This window comes from Proteiniphilum saccharofermentans (genome assembly GCF_900095135.1).
In the GTDB taxonomy this organism is placed as follows: domain Bacteria; phylum Bacteroidota; class Bacteroidia; order Bacteroidales; family Dysgonomonadaceae; genus Proteiniphilum; species Proteiniphilum saccharofermentans.
The window spans coordinates 1,184,671-1,208,293 of sequence record NZ_LT605205.1 but is presented as its reverse complement, the minus strand read 5'-3'; the positions used below and the strand labels follow the sequence as shown (position 1 = coordinate 1,208,293).

Here is a 23,623-nt window from a genome sequence, read left to right as displayed (position 1 = left end):
CCGCTTCTTTTATTCTTTGCCATCAGTATTGAAAGGTATTATTGATCGATATTGCACCCTTTCTGAAACATTTATAGGGGGTATTTCCTTAAAATAAAATCCTAATGAATAAATCATTAAACACCTAAATATCGACACGATACAATTCTATTGGAATTTATTCAACAATGATTAGGTAAAATCATTTAGTTGAAGTTTATTTGCATCGCTGATAAATCATTTTAATCGTATTATGAAAAAGTGAACGATTTTTGGCAGGGAAATTCTTTCCCCAAAGACCATGCTATAAGATACTGATAACACCCAAGGTTGCTACGGGAGTGGCGGTAAACGATACCCCTAACGGAAAGTTCGAGTGCCTGAGGATCAATTTCATATATATTTGGCTGCCGATGAGATAGACTACATGCAGAATTCGGCTTCAAGAATGATTTTGAATGATAATTAAACGTTTTTGAGTGATAAAATAACCCGATATTGAGAGATAAATGAGATATTTGCACTTTATTTTAACAAACAAACTCTCTGAATTATGAACTACAAGTTTTACGATTTGTCTGTAATGGTATTCTTCTCGGTAATAATTGTCTGCTTTACTGCATGTGCTCCGAATCAGGATAATAATAAAACACATGAAAAAACAGATGTAAAAGAAGTGATTGATATCATTACCAAAGTAAACAACTACTGGCAGGCCAATCACCCGGAACACGGCAATGCATTCTGGCACAGAGCGGCCTATCATACCGGCAATATGGCTGCTTATGAAGTGACCGGAAAAGAGGCGTACAGGGTATATTCCGAAGCCTGGGCAGAACACAACGAATGGAAAGGAGCCAAATCAGACAATAAGGAGAACTGGAAGTATTCATATGGGGAGTCTGACGATTTTGTGCTTTTCGGAGATTGGCAGATCTGTTTCCATGTATATGTTGACCTGTATAATCTGGATGAAACAAAAGACGAAAGAAAGATTGCACGTGCAAAAGAGGTAATGGAGTACCAGATGGCCACACAGCAGAATGATTACTGGTGGTGGGCCGACGGGTTGTATATGGTGATGCCCGTGATGACCAAACTACATAATATAACAGGAAATAAGCTGTACCTGGAAAAACTCTATGAATATTTCTCCTTTGCAAAAGAACTGATGTACGACGAGGAAAGCAATTTGTTTTACAGGGACGCCAAATATATCTATCCTGCTCACAAGACAAACAACGGGAAGAAGGACTTCTGGGCGCGTGGCAACGGATGGGTATTTGCCGGACTGGCTAAAGTGTTGCAGGATCTGCCTGAAAACGATCCTCACAGGGATGAATATATAAGCATATATCGTGATATGGCGAAAGCGCTTGCCGGTTGCCAGCAGGATGAGGGATTCTGGACAAGAAGCCTGTTAGATGCCAACCATGCTTCGGGATACGAAACCAGTGGAACTGCATTCTTCCTTTATGGCTATTTATGGGGAATAAACAATGGTTTCTTTGATAGAAATGAATATGACCCTGTGGTGGAGAAAGCATGGAATTACCTGGCCGATATCGCGTTGCAGGATAACGGTAAAGTAGGCTATGTACAACCTATCGGTGAACGGGCCGATCAACATACTATAAACGCGGAAACCACTGCCGATTTCGGTGTAGGTGCTTTCCTGCTGGCTGCCTCTGAGATGGTGAAACATTTGAAGTAAGAATCATATGAAACGAGCATTATTATTTATAGTATCCTCTCTGTTAATAATTATATCACTTTATTCCGCGGAAACTGTGAATGATTCACCCGTTGCATCGGCAGAGAGTGATCGTGCATACTGGACCGCGTTAGCATACAGGATCGCCGCGCCTGTACTTGAAAATATGAGTAAAGGCGAATTGAAAAAGAATATGCAGGTGGAAGTCAGTCCCACATGGGATGGACGAGATAAAGACGTTACCTATATGGAATGTTTCGGAAGGCTGATGTCGGGTATAGCGCCCTGGCTTAGCCTGCCGGATGATAATACAGCTGAAGGGATACAAAGGAAACAACTCCGGGAATGGGCATTGAAGAGTTACGCGCATGCGGTCGATCCTGAAAGCCCCGACTACCTGTTATGGAGAAATGAAGGGCAGCCGTTGGTGGATGCCGCTTATATCGCCAGTAGTTTTCTGCGTGCCCCCGAACAGTTATGGGAACCTCTTGACGAGGTAACCAAAGAGCGGTATATCAAGGAATTCCAGCAACTCCGCCGTATCGATCCCCCTTACACCAACTGGCTCTTGTTCTCGGCAATGGTCGAAACTTTCCTGATGGAAGCAGGAGCGCAATACGATATGTACCGCATACACAGTGCTATCAGGAAGATCGATGAATGGTACGTGGGCGACGGATGGTATTCCGACGGAGAGCATTTCGCTTTCGACTACTATAACAGCTATGTGATACAACCGATGTATGTGCAGGTTCTTCAGGTACTTGTAGACAGAAAAATACCGTTGAGGGACAAAAACCCGGAATCAGTTCGGAAGGATCTGGATATCGCGAAAAAACGGATGCAACGCTTCGGAATTATATTGGAGCGCTTTATTTCTCCCGAAGGAACCTTTCCGTTGTTCGGACGTTCCATGACCTACCGCCTGGGTGTATTCCAACCTCTATCCATGCTCTCATGGAAGGAACTTCTACCGGAAGAACTGGCCGAAGGGCAGGTCAGAAGTGCACTCACTGCTGTCATGAAACGGATGTTCATGAACGAAGGTAATTTCAATGAAGGAGGATTCCTGCAACTAGGATTTGCCGGCCACCAACCCAATCTTGCCGACTGGTATACCAACAACGGTAGCATGTATCTCACCTCGGAAGTGTTTCTACCACTGGGATTACCTGCGGATCATTCATTCTGGACCTCTGCCGCGGAAGACTGGACAACAAAAAAAGCATGGCACGGGAATTCCTTTCCCAAAGACCATGCTATAAGATACTAATAAGGTTATCTCAACACCTTACAGATCGTTTACGCTAATAGTGTAGCTGTAGGAATATTCCTTATCCATGAACCGGTATTGGTCTAACGGTTTTGCTCCCCACGACTGCAACCCACCTACACCTCGCTGGAACAGGTCTACGCACAGTACAACTTCGTGACGGGGTAATACATCCGACCAGTGCTGTTGTTTCTTGGTCATGCCCGGATCAAGGTCTTCAGGACGGTTGTTCGTGGCACTTACCGATAACGGCTGCGCACCATCGATTCTGACACCTTTACCCTCTTTATTTTTCAAAGTGAGCCAACGTACATCGGTTTTATTTCCTGTTTCCTGAGGGCGATAATAGGGAAAAGCCTGTTTCTCTACCTTTCCGCTCCAGATACCCATAAATGTATCGTGTTTCCGGTCCACATAGTTTTCACGAGGGCCACGGCCGTACCATGTGAAATCGTTGTAATCTTTGGGTAGGGTCATTACCATGCCAAATCGCAGCATTTCAGGCAGGTCATCGGACAATGCGTTGTAATGAGCGGCAGTGGTGAGGCTACCGTCTTTATTTACCGTGTAGGTGATGTCCACTTTGGCTTCAATACCTTTCAGCTTGACTTCATAATTTGCGTTGAATCCTTCTGATGTCTCTTTGGAACCTTTGTAACTGTATATGGTGTTGTGTCCGGCCGATTCCCAGATACGGGTACTATACTGCATCCATTCTCCGAATTCGTTGTCGGTAAGCGCTCTCCAGAAATTAAGACGGGGCAGTTCTCTGAACACATCCTGTCCTTTATTTTTCATACTTAACAAACCACGTCCGTCCTTTGATGAAAATTCATAAGACAGATTACCTGCTTTGACTATGATCTTATCGTCTTGCTTTTCAACGGCAATTTGTCCGTTTACATTTCCGGCAACGAAATAATTGTTGGGGTTAAGTGCAAATTCCTCTTTGGCTACTTCAAATCCGGAAGGAATTAATTCGGTGGCCTGATTGCTGTAAGCATATACCTGGAGAAAATACTCTACGCCTGCTTCTTCAGCCAGAGCGGGCAAATTCAAATGAACGTCTTTTCGGCTATCCGCCGGAACAGATGTGGTAAACGTGCCTTCTTTGAATTCTTCTCCATTTTTCAGGAGTACCCATTTGAAACTGTATTTTTCGGAGGTTAGGTCTGTGAATTTGAAATCATTAATTACGGTAATAATTCCTTTATTCAGATCCTTTGCTTCAAACAGGATATCCTGATATACCTTCTTAACGATATAGGTATGTGGTATATAATTCTGGTCGGGACTAATGATACCGTCCATGCAGAAGTTATCATTGTTCATTTTGTTATAGGCTTTCAGGTCGCCACCATATGCCCAGTAGAAACGTCCCTGCTCATCGTGGGTAGGATATCCATGGTTGTACCATTCCCAGATGAATCCGCCCTGCATATTCTTACTGGAGCGCATCAGGTCCCAGTATTCCTGAAAATTCCCCATACTGTTACCCATGGCATGGGCATATTCGCACATGATATAAGGTTTTCCGAGGTCTTTGGCTGCATCGCGTTTCATGTTTTCCCATGATGGGTACATGTGGCAGATAACATCTGTGTTCCTGTCCCTCTGATAGGCTTGTTCATATTGCACGGGACGGCTGTTGTCACGTGCTTTGGCCCAGTCGTACATATCGAAAAAGGCTTTTCCGTTGCTGGCTTCATTACCCAATGACCAGAAGATGACCGACGCATGATTTTTGTCACGTTCCACAAGCCGGATAATGCGGTCCATATGTTGTCCATGCCATTCGGGGAAGTTCGAAACATTGTCGGGACCGTAACCGAGTCCGTGCGATTCCAGATTGGCTTCATCGACAAGGTAGATGCCATATTCATCACACAGTTTATACCACAAGGGTTGTTGCGGATAATGCGATGTACGGACGGCGTTTATATTGAGTTCCTTCATCAGTTGCAGGTTACGCATCATTTCCTTACGTGTTACCACCTGACCCGTATGGGTATTGAATTCGTGGAGATTCACCCCTTTGAAGAAAACTTTCTTTCCGTTTACAAACAGTTGTCCGTCTGTTATTTCAATTTTACGGAATCCTATTTTGTGCGATGTGGATTCGACAATCCTACCGTTACCGTCTTTCAATGTGATAAGCATTGTATAGAGGTTTGGGGTTTCAGCCGTCCATTTCAACGGATTGGAGACATTCCCTGAAACAGTAATATCAGCGGTTCCATTCGCAGGAATACCCGATTTTTGATTACGGGAAAATATTTTTTTGCCCGATTTGTCTAATAACGAAACTTCTACCGAGTTATTTTGGAGGTTATCGGTATAGTTCTTCAATGTAATATCCACACTGAAAATGCCGTTTTTATAATTTTTATCCAGGTCGGGATGGGCAAAGAAGTCAAAAATACGGGTTTGCGCCGTGCTGTAAAGGTAAACGTTGCGGTTTATTCCCCCAAGCCTCCACATATCCTGGTCCTCGAGATAGGAGCCGTCGCTGAATTTGTGTACCTGGCAAGCCAATGTGTTTTTACCTTTTCTCACGTAATCTGTGATATCGAATTCAGCCGGACTTTTGGAGTTTTGGGTATATCCCACCTTTTGTCCGTTTACCCATACATACATAGAGTTTGTTCCGCCTTCGAAATGGATAAAAATACGTCTGCCGTCCCAACTGTCGGGAATACTGAATTCATGGCGATATGCTCCGGTAGGAGAGTCTTCCCTGTCGATATGCGGCGGTTTTGCCCTGAATCCAAAACCGGTATTCACGTACATGGGTATTCCGTATCCGTTAAATTCCCAGTTTCCCGGTACAGGCATTTCACCCCAACCGCTTATATCGTAGTTCTCTTCATAAAAGCCGGCGGGAACTTCCGATACCCTTGGAACCCAATGGAATTTCCATTTACCGTTCAGAGACTGATAGTAGGGTGATGAATCGTAGTTATCTCCTACGGCCAACTCTTCGGAGGGATAAGGCAACGATGTAGTCCGGGTGTTTTCTTTATTGACTGCGAAAACTTCCGGATCTTCCCAATCGGGAACGTTTTGCGCGAATAAATTCATGCAACCCAGAATTGAAATGAATAAAAAGGAAGATGTCTTTCTCATACGATTATTTTTATGTGCTTTATAATTTTAACAAAAATAGATATATTGGCTCTTAGAATGAAAAGAGAAATTAATCAAAAAAGAGAGATAAATCAATCAAAACAGATTTATTTCATTGATTTTGCATATTCTGAAGGAGCCATACCGTATTCGTCCTTAAAACATTTCCGGAAATAGACCACATCATTGAATCCGGACATATATGCCACTTCCGATACCTGATATGAACCGGCCAGTAGGAGCCGGAGACTATTTTTGAGCCTGATCTTCCGGATAAACTCATTGGGAGATATTCCAGTGAGTCCTTTGACTTTTCTATAGAAGGTAGAATAGCTCATGTTCATCTTTTCTTTGATAAAGGCAATATCAAGGTCTTCCATTTCAATATTATTCTCTACAATCTCGGTGAGTTTATTTAGAAACTCTTCATCCAATTTACTGATCTTTAGAGGTTCTTCCACTAAGTTATTTTCATGCCTTACTGTTCCCTTGGCGAATGTACTGATTTGCTCTGCCAGTTTCCGGCGCGATTCCAGCAAGTTGTCTATCCGGCTCCGTAATAGCCTGGCGCTAAACGGTTTTGTCAAATAGGAATCAGCTCCGCTGTCATACCCTTTTTCCTGATCAGAGAGAGAATCTTTAGCAGTAAGTAAAATAACCGAAACATGGCTGGTACGCATGTCTTCTTTTATCGTACGGCAGAGTTCCATACCGTCCATTTCAGGCATCATAATATCACTGACAATAATATTGGGTATGTGCTTTCTAGCCAGATCCAATCCCTCTTTTCCGTTTGTTGCGGATAGCACATGATAATTGTTTTCCAGAGAGGAGATAATGTATCCCCGGATGTCATTATCATCTTCAACTACCAAAATTACAGGACGGCTGTCAGTATTATCTTCCTTTTGGATGTCCTGTTCTTCTTCAATAGTATCAGTAGCCGATTTTTCTTCCGTATGTATAGCCGAAGGGTAAGTGTTTCCGGTTAATAAACGTAACCTGAACAGGGTTCCTTTACCGACAGTACTTTCCACATGCAAAGTCCCTTCGTGAAGATCGGCTAATGATTTAACGAGGGCAAGTCCTATTCCCGTACCGGACGATTGATGTCTACCTTTTGCCTGGTAATAACGTTCGAATATATGTGATAAAGCGTCGGCCTCTATTCCATAACCAGTATCGGAAACCACTATTTCGGTATAGTGATTGTCTTTCTCCTTGACCGAACGCAGAGAAAGGCGAATTTCACCTTCTGCTGTATATTTTATTGCATTTGACAAGAGGTTATTCAATATGGTAGTGATAACGTCAGCATCAAAATAGAGGATTGTATTTTTCTCGCCTATATCAACATGGATTATAACCTTATCATTCCGGGATAATTCCTTATAGCGTAATCCTGTTTCTGCAACCAGATTTGCCAGATTCCCCTTCGACACGGATAGTTTCCTGTTCTGCGTCTCGGTTTTCCTGAATTCGAGAATCTGGTTGATCAGATTTAAAAGGCGGATGGCGCTGGCGTGAATAATACCTATTTTCTTGCTATGTACTGGTGCTAATCCGGAATCCTGCACCAGATCCTCCAGTGGTCCGAGAATAAGTGTCAACGGAGTCCGGAGTTCATGGGTAATATTCGTATAAAAACGCAGTCGTTCGTCGTTTAGTTCCTGTTTGTTCTGGCTGTTTTTCTTTTCCAGTTCAAGGGATGTTTTCAGGTCGACACTTTTTTTATAGGAACGGAGTGAGAAGAAGATGATTATACAGGCTATTATTACATATAAAAGCTTGGCATACCAGGTAAGCCATAAGGGAGGATGGATGATAAAGTCCAGCGAGGCAATATTTACTTCATCCCATTCCTGATTTTTCAGACGGCTTTTTACTTTAAACGTATACTCTCCCGGGGCTATGTTCCGGAATGCAACCTGGTTTTCATCCTGCGTATTATACCAGGTATTGTCAAGTCCTTCCATCATATAGGCATACTCGACTTGCTGGTTTTGTGAATAGTCAGGACTTGAAAATGAGATCCTGAAAGAGTTTTTATCATATGCCAACTCTATTCTATGCTGTGTTGTAGGAACCAGAATTTCCCTGCTGTAATTTTCTATCTGTTTATTCAATGCCAGACATTCTATAATTTGCACAGGAACAACTTTTCGTTTTTCTTTCGTTAATTCTTCAGGATTAAAATAGCAGACACCATTGAGTGAACCAAAGAAAAGGATACCGTCTTCCCTGAGACTTGCAGCACCATTGGTAAAATCTCCGATAGGGGTTCCATCCTGGTGATTATAGTTATTAAAATTTTCACCATTCCACAAGGAAATACCGGCATTGGTGCTGATCCAGATATTTCCCTGGTTATCCTGTTGAATGGCACGGATATATGAGTTCTCAAGTCCCTGTTTCTCATCATATACTTCATATTGGTCTGTATCCGCAGTATTCTTAAAATAAGCCAATCCATTCCGTGTAGCAACCCATATACCTCCCTTGGAATCCATATAAAGGTGATTGATAGCATTAGAGATAAATCCTTTATCTCTGACTATATTGGCGATCAGATTATCATTATCGTCAAAAATAAATATTCCTTTTCCGAATGTCCCAATCCATAATTTCCCCTCTCTGTCACGCAGAATGCTATATATTGTCTTATCCTCCAGTTGGTCATCGATACGGCTTTCTTTCTCAATATTTCCATTCCGGTAAGAATATAATCCGTTTTCTGCTCCAATCCATATTTTCCCGTCGCTATCCTCATAAAATTCATGTGCATACTCTCCCCTTTTGCCGAAAGAAGTAGTTTTTATCTGATAATTCTCTGGATTGAACCTGAATATATCACCCATAGTTGTTCCTAACCATAGGATTCCATTGCTGTCATTTTTTATTTTGTTGATATATACATTTGAACTTGCTTTTGACAGATAGGGGTGAATATTGATAGTTCTTCTTATTTCATTATTCTGAAGGAGAATAATTTCATTTTCGGCACCGACCCATAATTGTTGGTTTTTATCTATACATATATCCCATATCTGCTTCTCATTCGTGTCTCTGTATTTATCCATAGAATACAAAAGAGTTTGAAAAACAGGGGGTTTATTACCGATAAAATCTATTCCACGACTGTAATGTCCAATCCAGATATTATCGAAAGAATCCTGAAATAACACTCTGACATTTGACGAAGATAAACCGTAATGGTTCTTTGTGATAGATATATTTCTGAACGTAACCATTTTAGGATCAAGCAAAGTAATACTACTGAGATCGAGAATACTGATGCCAGCCATATCAGTACTGATCCACAAAGAGCCATCTTTCATTTCCCTGATATCATAAATATAGTTTTCTCCCAGAGAGTGTGGGTTTGAGGGATCATGCCTGAATATGATAAATTCTTCAGTTTGAGGATTAAACAAAGCTAGTCCGTTATTTGTTCCTACCCAGATATTTCCCAAGTGATCCATATAAATAACACGAACAGTATTTCCGGGAAGACTTTTGGGATTTCCCGGTTCGTGGCGAATATTGCGTGCCGTTTTATTCTTTATATCGATAATGCTTATTCCATCAAAGGCATGTCCGACATACAGATTACCTCTACCATCGTCGAAAGAACACCAGTTTAGAAGTCTCAATCCTTCTATCTCCGAACTTAAAAAGCGGGTTAATTGCCTGGTACTCTTATCATAATATTCTATACCTAAATGATAATGAGTTATCCAGATCCCTCCTTCTGCTGCATGGGAAAGATGTGTCACATCGTTAGTTATCAACCCTTCCATGGTAGTGTAATTAGTAAATGACTGAGAGTTACAGTCAAAAATACTGATCCCATCCCTCTGCGAACCTATCCAAATACTGTTTTGCTCTTCATCGTATAGCAATGTATTGAGTTCATTACTCACTATAGATGAATTATTCTTTGTATATACTGTAAAGTTCTTTCCGTCGAAACGGTTTAATCCCGATTCTGTCGCTGTCCATATAAATCCCTGTCCATCCTGTATTATATCGACAATATAATTATTAGATAATCCATCTTCAACACCGAAATGTTTTAAAGCCTGTGATTGCACCCGTACATTACAATAAATGAATAATAGACAGTATAAAACAATTGCTTTTTTTAACATAATCTACAAGAAGAATCATTGTACATCCTGATACAAATTTAGAAAAATTTCTCATATATATATATATATTCAAGAGTATGCTCTAGTCAAATTTCAAAACCCTCTGAACGATAATGCATATTACTAATATACAGAAAATTATAATCTCACAACAGATAAATCTGTCATTCCTGGAATGGTTATTTTACCCCTTTAGAATGATTGATTCACCATCTGTCATTATTAATAAATGTCAATACTTTTGCCATCTAATTATTCGCACATAGAATAAAAAAATGTTTTTTCCGGAAAGAAATAATAAAAAATCCATTATAAAACATTTTTTAGCGGTATACAAAAGAGGGGGGGGGCTTATAAGAATTAACATTTTAATTCTCTAATTATATATTTAATACTCTATGTTCTAAAAAACATTTATAAATTATGCACAAATTGAAAGTATTTATTGTAGGTATCGTCATCAATGTATGCTGTATTATGACGTATGCCCAGAACCGTGTCACCGGAAATGTGTCTGATGTGAACGGTGAGTCTATCATCGGTGCGAGTATACTGGAGAAAGGCACCACCAATGGTACGGTTACCGATATCGATGGAAATTTCACCTTAAATGTATCGGAAGGTGCCACTCTTCAGATTAGCTATATTGGCTATACAACACAGGAGGTAGTGGTAACTGCTCGGCCATTGACAATCATTCTGGAAGAAGACACTCAAACATTGGATGAGGTAGTGGTGGTTGCATACGGTGCGCAAAAGAAAGTAACAGTAACCGGTGCTATTTCGTCCGTCAGTGGGAATGATCTGATCAAGACGCCTACAGGATCTATTGGTAATGCGTTAGCCGGAAAATTGACGGGGGTCAGTACCGTTCAATATTCCGGAGAACCTGGAGCTGATGCTGCAGAAATTTATGTCCGGGGTGTTACAACGTTAAACAGTTCGAGCCCCTTAGTACAAGTTGATGGGGTTGAAAGAGATTTTACACAGATAGACCCGAATGAAATTGAGAGTATAACTATCCTTAAAGATGCCTCTGCTACTGCTGTCTTTGGGGTTCGTGGCGCCAACGGGGTAATTTTGGTGACAACAAAAAGAGGTAAAGAAGGGAAGGCAAATATTTCGGTAACAGCTTCTACAGGTATTACTGTTCCTACCCGATTGCTTGAGTTTGCCGACAGTTATCAATATGCAAGTTTCTATAATGAAGCTCAAATCAGAGACGGGGTAAATCCAAATAATGTCAAATTTTCACCCGAGATGCTCACTGCATTTCAAACACAGTCAGATCCTTTATTGTATCCCAATATGAACTGGCTTGATTATATTCTTAAAGACTATGCCCAGCAATCGCAACACAATGTGAATATATCCGGGGGGAATAATTTTTTCCGCTATTTTGTTTCAGCGGGGATGTACACGCAGGGTGGATTATTTAAAACATTCGACACCGGTTATGATTTCAATTTTGATTTTAAACGATACAATTACAGGGCAAACCTTGATTTTAACTTGTCAAAATCAACAGAGTTGTCATTAAATATAGGAGGTCGTGTGGAGGATAAAAATACTCCTATCTCAGCCGAGGATCAAAATCAGTTGTTCCGTCATTTATATTGGGCTACACCCTTTTCCGGGGCCGGTATTGTAGATGGAAAGTGGATCAAGACCAATCCTGATGTTATCCCCAATCCCGGATCGGATGGATTAAATCCATATTATGGTAGAGGATATAACAACAAGGTAGGCAATACATTGAATGTAGACGTTCAGTTAAAGCAAAAATTGGATTTCATAACAAAAGGACTGTCTTTCAATGTGAAAGGATCTTATAATAGTAGTTACGCTCAAACAAAATCGAGAAGTTCGTCGAAAGCATATTATGTAGCCGTAAAAAATGATGATGGATCAATGGGTTACCGTAAATACGGAGAAGACGGAACTTTAGGTTATGGAGAATCATTTGACAAGGGACGTAACTGGTATTTCGAAACAAGTTTAAACTATAATACCACTATAAATTCCGCTCATAACCTTGGTGCATTACTGTTATACAACCAATCGAAATACTATTATCCGGGGACATTTACCGACCTCCCCAAAGGATATGTGGGAATGGTAGGGCGCCTTACTTATGATTACCTCTCCAAATACATGATCGAATTCAATATGGGATATAATGGTTCTGAGAATTTTGCTCCTGGAAAGCGATATGGCTTCTTTCCCGCAGGGTCTATAGGATGGGTGATGACAGAAGAACCATTTATGGAGGAAATAAAAAATTATGTCTCCTATCTTAAATTAAGGGCTTCTTACGGAGTAGTAGGAAACGATAACACACAGGACCGAAGATTCATGTATATTGCTGATCCGTTTTACCTTAACGGATCGGGATACAATTTCGGAACAAATGTGAGTGGTAACAGAGGGGGTGCTTATGAAGGAGCAAAATCTAATCCCGATGTAACATGGGAGAAAGCATATAAGCAAAATCTGGGAGTAGACCTTTACTTTTTGAATGACCGTTTAATGACAACGTTCGACATATTCAAAGAACACCGTAGAGATATCCTTGTGGTTCCATCTTCACTTCCCAGTTATATAGGCATGACACTCCCGGTACTAAATAATGGGATAGTCAACAGTCGTGGTTATGAAATTACACTCAGATGGGATGATAAGATCGGAAACGATTTCAGGTATTGGATCAGTCCTAATTTATCATTTGCCAGAAACAAAATTGTAGAGCAAATGGAAGTCAGACCCAATGAAGATTATCTGTGGAGAACAGGAAAGCCTATTAATCAGCCTTTTGGCAGGAAATTCTGGGGTTTCTATGACGAAACCGCCAATGAACGGTATAAAGCCCAATTTGGAAAGGATATTGCTGATCATTCCGTAGTATTAAAGAACGGGGATGCAGTGTATGTAGACATAAATGAAGATGGTGTGATCAATGACGACGATAAGATAGCCATGGGTTATACCAATGTCCCCGAATATGTAGTGGGGGCCAATATGGGATTTGAATGGAAAGGTTTTGATTTGAGTATGCAATGGACAGGTGCGTGGAATACTTCCCGCATGTTGCAGGAGACACTGAGAGAACCGTTGGGAGATACAAATAACAAAGGATTGCTGTTATATCAATATCAAGACAGATGGACTGAGGAAACCGCCTCTACGGCGAAACTTCCCAGGGCAAGTATAACCAGCAAAGCAAATAATATTGTTGATTCCGACTTGTATCTCGTGGATGCCAGATACCTCCGGTTAAAGAGCCTTGAGGTTGGTTACAATTTCAATGCGCCCTTTATGACAAAAATGAGGTTAAACTCTTTACGGGTCTATGCCAATGGGTATAATTTATTAACCTTCGATGTCCTTAAGATTACGGACCCTGAATCGAGAACCAGTGACAGACCTAATTATCCATTAACCAGAGTATTCACAGTAGGATTAAAATTAGGATTCTAAATTAAGGATGAGATTAATCGCTTTAAATAAAACAAACAGATGAAAATAAATATACAATCAACACTTATATCCTTGACTATAGGAATGGCCATATTCTGTTCATCCTGCGTTGATGATTTGAAATTCGGAGATAGTTTCTTAGAGAAAGCTCCCGGAGTGGATGTAACCCTTGACTCTGTTTTTGCCAAGGCTGAAAATGCACGTTATTTTTTGTGGGATACCTATGGCAAGTTATACTACGCTCTACCGGTTTACTGGAATGACGTGGATAACAAGATGAATATGGGTATGTTTGAAACTTTGTCCGATTCATGGCATAGCCATTTAAGTTGGGATGGAGTCAACAGGTCCTATTATAACGGAACTTATAACGCGAACAGGGAGGACACTAGTAATGATACCAAGTTTGGTTTCTCCAAGGAAAATACATGGGAAGCCATAAGAAAAGCCTGGTTGTTTATTGAAAATGTAGACCGGGTGCCTGATATGCAACAATCTGAAAAGGAGAGATTAAAGGCGGAGGCAAAAGTTATTGTGGCTTCCCGTTATTTCGATATGTTCCGGCATTTCGGCGGATTGCCGATCATTGATAAAGCATACGATTTCTCTCTTGATGAATCGTACTATCAAACCCCCAGGGCAACTGTTGAACAAACGGTAGAGTTCATGACTACCCTTCTGGATGACGCTTCTAATGTACTTCCCTGGGCACTTGATGAGGGTGAAATATCTAACTGGGACGGGCGTTTCACGAAAGCGGCCGCGATGGGGCTAAAATGCAAAATATTGCTGTTTGCCGCTAGCCCCCTGTTTAACGATTCAGAGCCTTATTCCAGGGAATCACCTCAGGATGCCGTTACCAACCATAGTGTATGGTACGGAGGATACCAACCGGAGTTATGGGAACAAACGCTGGAAGCTTGTGAAGATTTTTTCAGAGAAGTGAATGCCCAGGGACGTTATGGTTTGGTTCAACCTTCAGCGGCTACCCCCTCAGCCTATAGAGAGGCTTTCAGAAAAGCTTATTATACAAGAGGAAGTGGAGGTGATAATCCGGAGCTATTGATATCGACAAGAGTGCGATATACCTATGGGGATGATTACCAGTGGAATTATTACTTCCCCCAGTCGGTGATGAACGGTGCATTCACTCCTACATTGGAATACGTTGATATGTTTCCGTTATCCGATGGAACTCCTTTTGACTGGAATAACCCGGATCATGTTGATGTGATTTTTTCCGACAGGGATCCCCGTTTGTTTGAAACAATATTGGTCAATAATGCGTCCTACCAGGGGCGTCAGGTTGAACTTTGGATCGGTGGACGCGAGGCGCAACAAGGTCCGAAAACTGAGCAGGGACAGTTTGCAACAGGTTTTGGATTATATAAGTTTATCTTGGATTTTTCTTCAGCACGGAATCGTCCTACATTATGGCCCTACCTGAGGATTGCTGAAATCCATCTGATTTATGCAGAAGCATTGATGATGGCCGGTCGGACAGATGAGGCTATCAATGAAATTGACAAAGTGCGTGGTAGAGTGGGGTTGAATGGTTTGAGAGAATCTAATCCCGGCATTGATTACAGTAATCAATCCTTGCTGCTTGAAGCCGTTTTAAATGAGCGTGCGTGTGAACTTGGGTTTGAGGATGTCAGGTTTTTTGATCTTATAAGGCATAAGAGAGCACAGGATTTCACAAAAGTATTGCATGGATTAAGAATTTATCGTTTGGACGAAAACGGGAATGTGGTAGAGGTGTCATGGTCGGACAAACCCGCCAATGAAAGAGGTCCCCGCCCCACAGAATTTAGATATGAGAAATTTCAACTTGAAAATTCAAGGCGATCCTGGTGGACAAATTTCAATTCCAAATGGTATTTGTCTGCTTTCCCCACCTTGGAGGTGAATAAAGATTACGGATTAACACAAAATCCCGGATGGTAACCAGCTTATAAATTACAAAACGAAGTAAAGATGAAACGAGCATAAAAATGATTTCATCCAGATTCATGAATTATCGCGAGTTACATACACCGAAAAGAAAAAAATAAAATAATCGTATGAAAAATAAAATATTAATGCTTTTGGTTTCAATAGCAGTTTCATTTGTCGCCGTAGGACAAGATACTTCAACACTCAAAGGCAGGGTTGTTGATAGTAAGGGAAATCCTGTTTCCGGCGTTGCGATCTATAATGCAATTAATAATCAGCTTATTGCATCTACCGATTACAATGGGAATTTCGAGGTAAAAACAATAGAAGGTGATCAGTTATTGATTGAAGCTTCAGAAGGATACAGAAAAGAAGTAACAGTAACCGATTTTTCACAGGAATTAACCGTAACGATGGATCTTAGTGCAAGTTTGGTTGACATCGGATTTGGATTTGAACGGGAACTGGCACTTTCTACTGCCGCCGTTTCACGTACCGATATTGAAGATATCGATAAACGTTCAGCGATGAATCTGGCCAATTCATTGTTTGGTAATGTGTTGGGATTAACCTCATTACAGAATTCTGATGTTATCTGGGGTACACCTGCCTGGTTCAGTATCCGTGGGTTGCAGACTTTATCGGACAATAACATTCTGGTGTTGGTTGATGGATTTGAAAGACCCATTAACACACTGACACTCGAGGAAGTCGAGTCTGTTTCTGTGCTTCGCGATGCCGCTGCCGTTGCTCTATATGGATACAAAGGTGTAAATGGAATTCTTTCCGTAAAAACAAAAAGGGGGAAGATAGATAGCAGAGAGGTAAAAGTGAGCTATGATCACGCTTTTACATCACAATCTCGCCTACCTGAGTTTGCGAATGCCTATACGTATGCCAGTGCATTGAATGAAGCATTGGCTAACGACGGACTACCTGACCGCTATAATCAAAACGAGTTGAATGCTTTCAGGGATGGCACATATCCGTATCTCTATGCAGATGTGAATTGGTTGGATGAGGTCTTCCGCAATAATGGCGCCTCGAATATGTATAATATAAGCTTCAGAGGTGGAGGTACGTTTATGCGATATTTCACCGTAGCCACTCTACAGTCTAATAGCGGATTTATCAATGAAAATAATGCTGTAAGTGATTACTCTACCCAGATGAAGTTTTCAAAACTAAATCTCAGAACCAATCTGGATATGGATCTGACCAATACGACAAAAATGCAGGTTAATCTGCAAGGGGTATTAAGTGAATTTAACCGGCCGGGATTAGGTTCTGATAATCTGATGACAAAATTATATACGGTACCTTCTGCTGCATATCCGGTACAGACCCACGATGGTTTTTGGGGTGGAAATTCTATATGGGGTACCAACATGAACCCCGTAGCGTTAATTCAATCGAGAGGTTTTTCAAAAGGACACAACAGAGCTTTATATGCAGACGCCAAACTTACGCAGGATTTATCAGTATTGACGGAAGGATTAAGCGCCTCTGTCAGGGTAGGATATGATAATTTCGCCGCTTATTGGGAAGGTTCTATCAAAGATTACCAATGGGCAAGCGATGCCGTTGATTTATCTTCCGGGATACCTGTGGATACGTCTCGTGTTCAGGGAGGAAATATTGGAAAATTAAATTATAGCAGTTCGCTTGATTACCAGACCCGGCATTTTAATTTTGTCGGGAACATAGATTATAAAAAATCATTTGGTGAACACGACCTTTTCACCTCCTTCATATATTCAACTGATAAAAAGGTGCAGAAGAACCGTTACAATACCAACTTCCGGCAGAACTTTGCTGCATATCTCAATTATATCTATAAAGAGAAGTATATTACGGATATGGCATTGGTCTATTCCGGCTCCAACAGATTGGCTCCCAATCATAAATATGCTTTCTCTCCAACCCTTTCCGCAGCATGGGTAGTTTCGCGCGAAGAATTTATGCAAAATATCGATTTCATTGATTTTCTGAAATTAAGGGCATCAGCCGGATTAATCAATGCTGACTTCATACCTGCAAACGATTACTGGTCTCAAAACTTCGGTGGAGGGAATGGTTATCCGTTAGGGAACAATGCTGCCTGGTATGATGGAACACGGGAGTATTATCTTCCTACGGAAAATATTAAAAACGAAAGGGCGCTAAAATATAATTTCGGGATAGATGCATCCATCTTTAAAGATATCAACCTTTCGGGAGATATATTTTTCGAGAGAAGAGATAATATATTTGTTTCGGGATATTACACGGTTTCAGCCGTATTGGGTAATTATCCATCCTTTGCCAATGAAGGGGTAGTGAACAGTCATGGCTTTGAATTAGGTGCATCCATCAATAAGAAAGTAAGGGATTTCTCTTATAATCTGGGTGGAAAATTCACATTGGCGAAAAGTAAGATCATAGAACAGTTGGAAGAGGAAAAACCTTATGAATACCTGAGAAGTACAGGTAAACCGGTAGGTCAGTTGTTCGGTTTGGAAGCCATAGGTTTCTTTATCGATGAGAATGATATTCTCAATAGCCCCGCACAGGAATTCTCTACCGTACGTCCCGGAGACATCAAGTACAAGGATCAAAATGGAGACGGTGTTATCAATGATTACGATATTGTACCCATCGGCTATAACAGTGCTATCCCCGAAATGTATTTTTCTTTTGATTTAGGTGCAGAATGGAAAGGAATAGGAATCAGTGCCAGTTTCCAGGGCGTAGGTAATTACAGTACGATGCTGATGACACCCAGTGTTTACAAACCTCTGATAGATAATACCACTATTTCCACTCATTATTATGAAAACAGGTGGACACCGGAAACAGCAGGCACAGCAAAATATCCGAGATTGACAACATTGGCTAACGAAAACAATTACCGGAATAATACGGTCTGGTTGGCTGATGCCTCTTATCTGAAACTACGCAACTGCGAGGTTTATTATAAATTCCCCGAACAAGTTATATCAGGAATAAACATAAACAATGCCCGTCTTTATGTCAGAGGTGTAGATTTATTGACTTTTGATAAAATAAAAATTGCTGATCCCGAATCTACCGGAATTGCTTTCCCCCTGACAAGATCAGTACATGTTGGGCTTGCCATAGGTTTTTAATGATAACATATTAATAAGATAAGAACATGAAATCGAAATTTATATATTATATAATTGCAACCGCTTTATTTTTGTTCTTTTCCTGTGAGGACGAGATGAACTACACGGAAACGACAACTAATAGCAAGGAAGAAGTGTTTTCCAGTTTTTCCAGAACGGCCAATTTTGTGACGGATATTTATGGAAGACTGGATTATGATTACGGAAACTATGGTGGCGCAATGTTGGCATCCGCATCCGATGAAGCGGATTATGCATGGTCAAACTCATCCATCCACGATTTTTATAATGGGTCATGGAGCCCCATTAACCCCAAAGCAGGTGTTTGGTATGACAGCTATGCCGGCATACGTGCGGCAAATTTCTATCTGGAAGCATCAGAGGGACAAACATTCGATGGCAACAAATATGATCAGGACTATGAGGAACAGTTTGTCCGCTTTCAGCGCTATCAATATGAAGTTCGTTTTTTACGGGCATATTTTTATTTCAATCTGGTAAGGCAATATGGAGATGTTCCTTTAGTGACAACTGTTTTGACATCAGCCGAAGCAAACAGTGTTACACGTACTCCCGCCGGGCAGATATTTGATTTTATTATTGATGAATGTGATGCTATTGTAAATCATTTGCCTGTCAGATATACCAATCTGGCTGACAGGGCCAACAATGAAACCGGTCGTGTAGGGCGCATTGCCGTGGTTGCCTTAAAAGCAAAAGCTTTACTTTATAGGGCAAGCCCACTGTTTAATACGAATAATGATAATAGTTTATGGAGAGATGCGGCTTTAGCCAGTAAAGCGGTTATTGATAGCTGTGCAGTACATGGTATTTCACTCGGGGCTTATACGGATCTATGGGGCACAGAAAGCTATGTGGCAGGAGAAGGTATTTTTATGAGGCGAATCGGAGATTTGAATTATTTGGAAGCATATAACTATCCAATAGGTGTTGAAGGCGGTGGTTCCGGAAATTGTCCTACGCAAACCCTTGTAGACGCTTATGAAATGAAAGAAACCGGATTGTTATGGAACGAACCCGGCAGTGGATATAGCGACAGTGACCCATATACCGGCCGAGATCCCCGTTTTGCTATGACCATTGTTAAAAATGGAGACGAGAAATGGCCTATTTACAATGAAAATCCTATTGAAACATTTGTAGGAGGCAGAAATGCTTCTCCTTTGGCCGGAGCTACTACTACAGGATACTATCTCCGTAAATATCTTGATCCGTCGGTTGATCTCCGCGTCGGAAATACGAATTCGAAAAGGCACTCCTGGATTATTTTCCGGTTAGGAGAATTTTATCTGAACTATGCAGAAGCATTATTCAATTATCTCGGATCTCCGGATGCTACAGATGATACTTTTACCCTATCAGCCGTAGATGCGGTAAATGTAGTAAGAAACCGACCTGGTGTTGGAATGCCTCCTTTTGCTACAGGAATGGCGAATGAAGCTTTCCTGAAAAAATATAAAAACGAACGAATGGTAGAATTAGCCTTCGAGGGGCATCGTTTTTGGGATGTAAGACGTTGGAAAGATGGTGAAGCCTTAAGGTCTATCACACGTATGGAAATAACAAGAAATCCCAACGGAACATACGATTACAACCGTGTAACTAAACAAAGGAGTTGGGATGATAAAATGTATTTCTTCCCGATTCCGGATAGTGAACGTAGAATTAATTCTAATCTGTACCAAAACGAAGGTTGGTAATATATTGATGTACAAAATATTTCAAAATTCAAATCAGTATGAAACGAGCAGGACAATCATTTTCACACTAGTACATGATTAAAGCGAGTTCCATATACAGAAAAATAAAAAATAAAATAATCGTATGAAAATAAAATCATATATCAGTTATTGTTTAGGAGCAATACTATGTCTATCTTCCATAACAGGCTGTAGTGGAGATTACAACTCTTTTGTCGACTCCGACCAGAAGATAACGGGAAAGCCGTCATCTGTTTCAAATATAACATCAGACGAATTGCCGGGACAGATTAAATTAAACTGGGATATTCCGGCCGATTCGAACTTCTATTTTCTGAAGATAACCTATTTTGATCATTTGACACAAACAGAAAAAACGAAAGTTGCGTCTGTGTACACCAATGAACTTATTATCGATAATACAAGGGCTAAATTTGGAAATTATCAATTCACTTTCCAGACTTTTAACAGCAATAATGAGGGAGGTGATATTACATCGTTAAGTGCAAAATCCGGTATAGCTCCAACAATTGAAACTATAACTTCCAGTAAGTTGAAATTGGACAACAACCAGTTCAGTACCGATAATCAGGAACCAAGTGAGGGTCCCATCAGCAATCTTAACGATGGAAATCCAAATACGTTTTTCCATACACGATGGTCTTCCCCACAGATACCACTTCCACAGTATATACAAATTGACTTATATGAGCCGCTTACCAATTTTTCGTTCTCGTATCAGAACAGAAACGGAGCACAGGTTGGCCCCGAACATCTGAAAGTATTGATAAGCAACGACGGCACTGACTGGACTGAGATAGCCGAATTCACATCGGGTTTACCATCTGCTTCGCAGGCAATCTATAATTCTCCTGTGATCAGGAATTCTACTTCGTTTATATATGTCCGTTTCTTAGTAACAAAAACATACGGTGATAGAAATTACTTTAACTTAGCAGAATTCATGTTATACGATGTACAGATCGATATTTATGATCCGGAATCTGATTAACTCAAACCATAGTATTATCAGTCGAGAAACCAATATGGTTTTTCGACTGATATTGTTAAATATTTAAATGAAATAATTGAATGAAAAAATATCTTGCCCATCTATTTATCTTGTCCTGCATTTTATTTTACAGTTGTGTACAGCAGAGCAAATCTTCACAACCGAAGAATGATGCTCCGGGGGAGTTGATAGTACCCGGAGAACAATGGTTCGATACCGATGGAGACATCATCAATGCCCACGGAGGGGGTATTCTCTATCACGAAGGTAAATACTACTGGTTCGGGGAGCATAAAGGCGAACGGTCCAACGCTGCATTGGTGGGGATAACCTGTTACTCGTCATCCGATTTGTATACATGGAAAAATGAGGGAATAGCCCTGCCAGTGAGTGAAGATCCGGAAAGCCCGATAGTAAGAGGCAGTACCATCGAGCGCCCTAAAGTGATCTATAATGCCAAAACCGGAAAATTCGTGATGTACTTCCATCTTGAACTCAAAGGTAGGGGTTATGATGCTGCTCATGTTGCGGTGGCGGTAAGCGACCAGGTAACAGGTCCTTACAAACTGGTGAAAAACGGCCGGGTAAATGCCGGAAAATGGCCGGAAAATATGATGGAAGCACAGCGGAACTCACCGGTGAAATCAACCGATTTTAAAGAGTGGTGGACACCCGAATGGATGGCAGCCATAAAAGGCGGCCTGTTCGTTCGCCGTGATTTCGAGGGCGGACAAATGTCCCGCGATATGACCCTGTTTGTGGACGACGATAACAAAGCCTACCATATCTATTCGTCTGAAGACAACCTTACATTACACATAGCAGAATTAACCGACGATTATCTGGATTATACCGGAAAATATATCCGCGTAGAACCGGGAGGGCACAACGAAGCGCCGGCTATCTTCAAGAAAGACGGATGCTATTTCATGATCACTTCCGGTTGTACAGGGTGGGATCCCAATGCTGCCCGTTTGCTGACAGCCGACCATATTATGGGGCAATGGACATTACATCCAAATCCCTGCAAGGGAGAAGATGCGCAGCTTACATTCCATTCACAAAGCACCTTCATTCTTCCCGTACAGGGAAAAGAGAATGCCTTTATATTTATGGCAGACCGCTGGAGACCTCAGAACCCTATCGACGGCAGGTATATATGGCTCCCTATTCTTTTCGAGAACGGATTACCGGTGCTGAAATGGTTTGATAAATGGGATCTGGGCATCTTTGATAAGATAAATGCAGATACTTCTGTTCCCAAAGAGGTAGAAGGTTATAAACTTGTGTGGAATGATGAATTTGATAACCCGGGCGCTCCCGACAGGGAAGTGTGGTCTTTTGAGGAAGGCTTTGCCCGTAACCATGAGTTGCAGTGGTATCAGGAAGAAAATGCAGAATGCCGTGATGGCCTTTTGGTGATCTCGGCACGCAGGGAAAAAAGAGAGAACCCGCTATATGAACGAGGCAGTAATGACTGGCGCCGGAGCAGGGAATATATCGAATATACTTCCTCCTCAATAAAAACAGAAGGAAGGAAAGAATTCCAGTACGGTCGTTTCGAGATTCGCGCGAGGATACCGGTTGCCGGTGGCTCGTGGCCTGCCATATGGACGCTTGGTACGGAGATGGAGTGGCCCTCCAACGGGGAGATCGATATCATGGAGTATTACCGGATAGACGATGTACCGCACATCTTGGCGAACGCCGCGTGGGGTACCGACGAGCAATGGAAGGCAAAGTGGGACTCATCGGCCACCCCGTTTACCCACTTTACCGATCGTGATCCGCGTTGGGCCGATAAATTCCATACATGGAGAATGGACTGGGATGAAGACGCGATCCGGTTGTACTTGGATGACGAATTGCTTAACGAGGTAGACCTGTCAGAGACGGTGAACGGATCGTTGGGTGACCACAAGAACCCGTTCCAGCAGCCCCATTACCTGTTGCTGAACCTGGCTATTGGCGGGCAGCACGGGGGCACACCGGATAATTCCGCGTTCCCCTTGCATTACGAGATAGACTACGTGCGCGTATATCAGAAGAAATAATACCCGGGAATTTTAAGAGGATTATATTGAATTGCCCCCAAAAGTTTTTGTCC

The 23,623-nt window shown here is 41.4% G+C and carries 10 protein-coding genes; 8 read left to right on the top strand and 2 right to left on the bottom strand.

From position 1 onward, the window contains the following. Positions 1 to 532 precede the first annotated feature (532 nt). Both PSM36_RS04690 and PSM36_RS04685 read left to right on the top strand, forming a co-directional pair. Positions 533 to 1,693 carry a glycoside hydrolase family 88/105 protein gene (locus PSM36_RS04690; protein ID WP_076929301.1) on the top strand — a complete coding sequence of 387 codons (1,161 nt, stop codon included), beginning with the start codon at positions 533 to 535 and terminating at the stop codon, positions 1,691 to 1,693. A gap of 7 nt (positions 1,694 to 1,700) precedes the next feature. Continuing rightward, entirely contained in the window at positions 1,701 to 2,966 is a 1,266-nt protein-coding gene (locus PSM36_RS04685) for a DUF2264 domain-containing protein (protein WP_076929300.1), read from the top strand. An 18-nt stretch (positions 2,967 to 2,984) separates the two neighbouring features. On the opposite strand, the gene PSM36_RS04680 is transcribed toward PSM36_RS04685, so the two are convergent. Both PSM36_RS04680 and PSM36_RS04675 read right to left on the bottom strand, forming a co-directional pair. Beyond that, positions 2,985 to 6,092: a glycoside hydrolase family 2 TIM barrel-domain containing protein gene (locus PSM36_RS04680; protein ID WP_076929298.1), complete on the bottom strand. Its 3,108-nt coding sequence runs from the start codon at positions 6,090 to 6,092 to the stop codon at positions 2,985 to 2,987. Positions 6,093 to 6,199: 107 nt separating this feature from the next. Then, positions 6,200 to 10,243 carry a hybrid sensor histidine kinase/response regulator transcription factor gene (locus PSM36_RS04675; RefSeq protein WP_076929296.1) on the bottom strand — a complete coding sequence of 1,348 codons (4,044 nt, stop codon included), beginning with the start codon at positions 10,241 to 10,243 and terminating at the stop codon, positions 6,200 to 6,202. Positions 10,244 to 10,666: 423 nt separating this feature from the next. Here PSM36_RS04675 and PSM36_RS04670 point away from each other — a divergent pair, with 423 nt between their 5' ends. From PSM36_RS04670 to PSM36_RS04645, 6 genes are all read left to right on the top strand, one after another. Continuing rightward, complete coding sequence (locus PSM36_RS04670; protein ID WP_076929294.1) at positions 10,667 to 13,720, top strand: SusC/RagA family TonB-linked outer membrane protein; 3,054 nt, start codon at positions 10,667 to 10,669, stop codon at positions 13,718 to 13,720. Positions 13,721 to 13,759: 39 nt separating this feature from the next. Then, on the top strand, positions 13,760 to 15,667 hold the full coding sequence (locus PSM36_RS04665; RefSeq protein WP_076929292.1) for a RagB/SusD family nutrient uptake outer membrane protein: 1,908 nt from the start codon (positions 13,760 to 13,762) through the stop codon (positions 15,665 to 15,667). A gap of 116 nt (positions 15,668 to 15,783) precedes the next feature. Then, positions 15,784 to 18,783: a SusC/RagA family TonB-linked outer membrane protein gene (locus tag PSM36_RS04660; protein ID WP_076929290.1), complete on the top strand. Its 3,000-nt coding sequence runs from the start codon at positions 15,784 to 15,786 to the stop codon at positions 18,781 to 18,783. A 26-nt stretch (positions 18,784 to 18,809) separates the two neighbouring features. Then, positions 18,810 to 20,504: a RagB/SusD family nutrient uptake outer membrane protein gene (locus PSM36_RS04655; RefSeq protein ID WP_076929288.1), complete on the top strand. Its 1,695-nt coding sequence runs from the start codon at positions 18,810 to 18,812 to the stop codon at positions 20,502 to 20,504. 124 nt (positions 20,505 to 20,628) lie between these two features. Next, complete coding sequence (locus tag PSM36_RS04650; protein ID WP_076929286.1) at positions 20,629 to 21,516, top strand: discoidin domain-containing protein; 888 nt, start codon at positions 20,629 to 20,631, stop codon at positions 21,514 to 21,516. A gap of 80 nt (positions 21,517 to 21,596) precedes the next feature. Beyond that, entirely contained in the window at positions 21,597 to 23,570 is a 1,974-nt protein-coding gene (locus PSM36_RS04645) for a family 43 glycosylhydrolase (protein ID WP_076929284.1), read from the top strand. Positions 23,571 to 23,623: the final 53 nt, after the last annotated feature.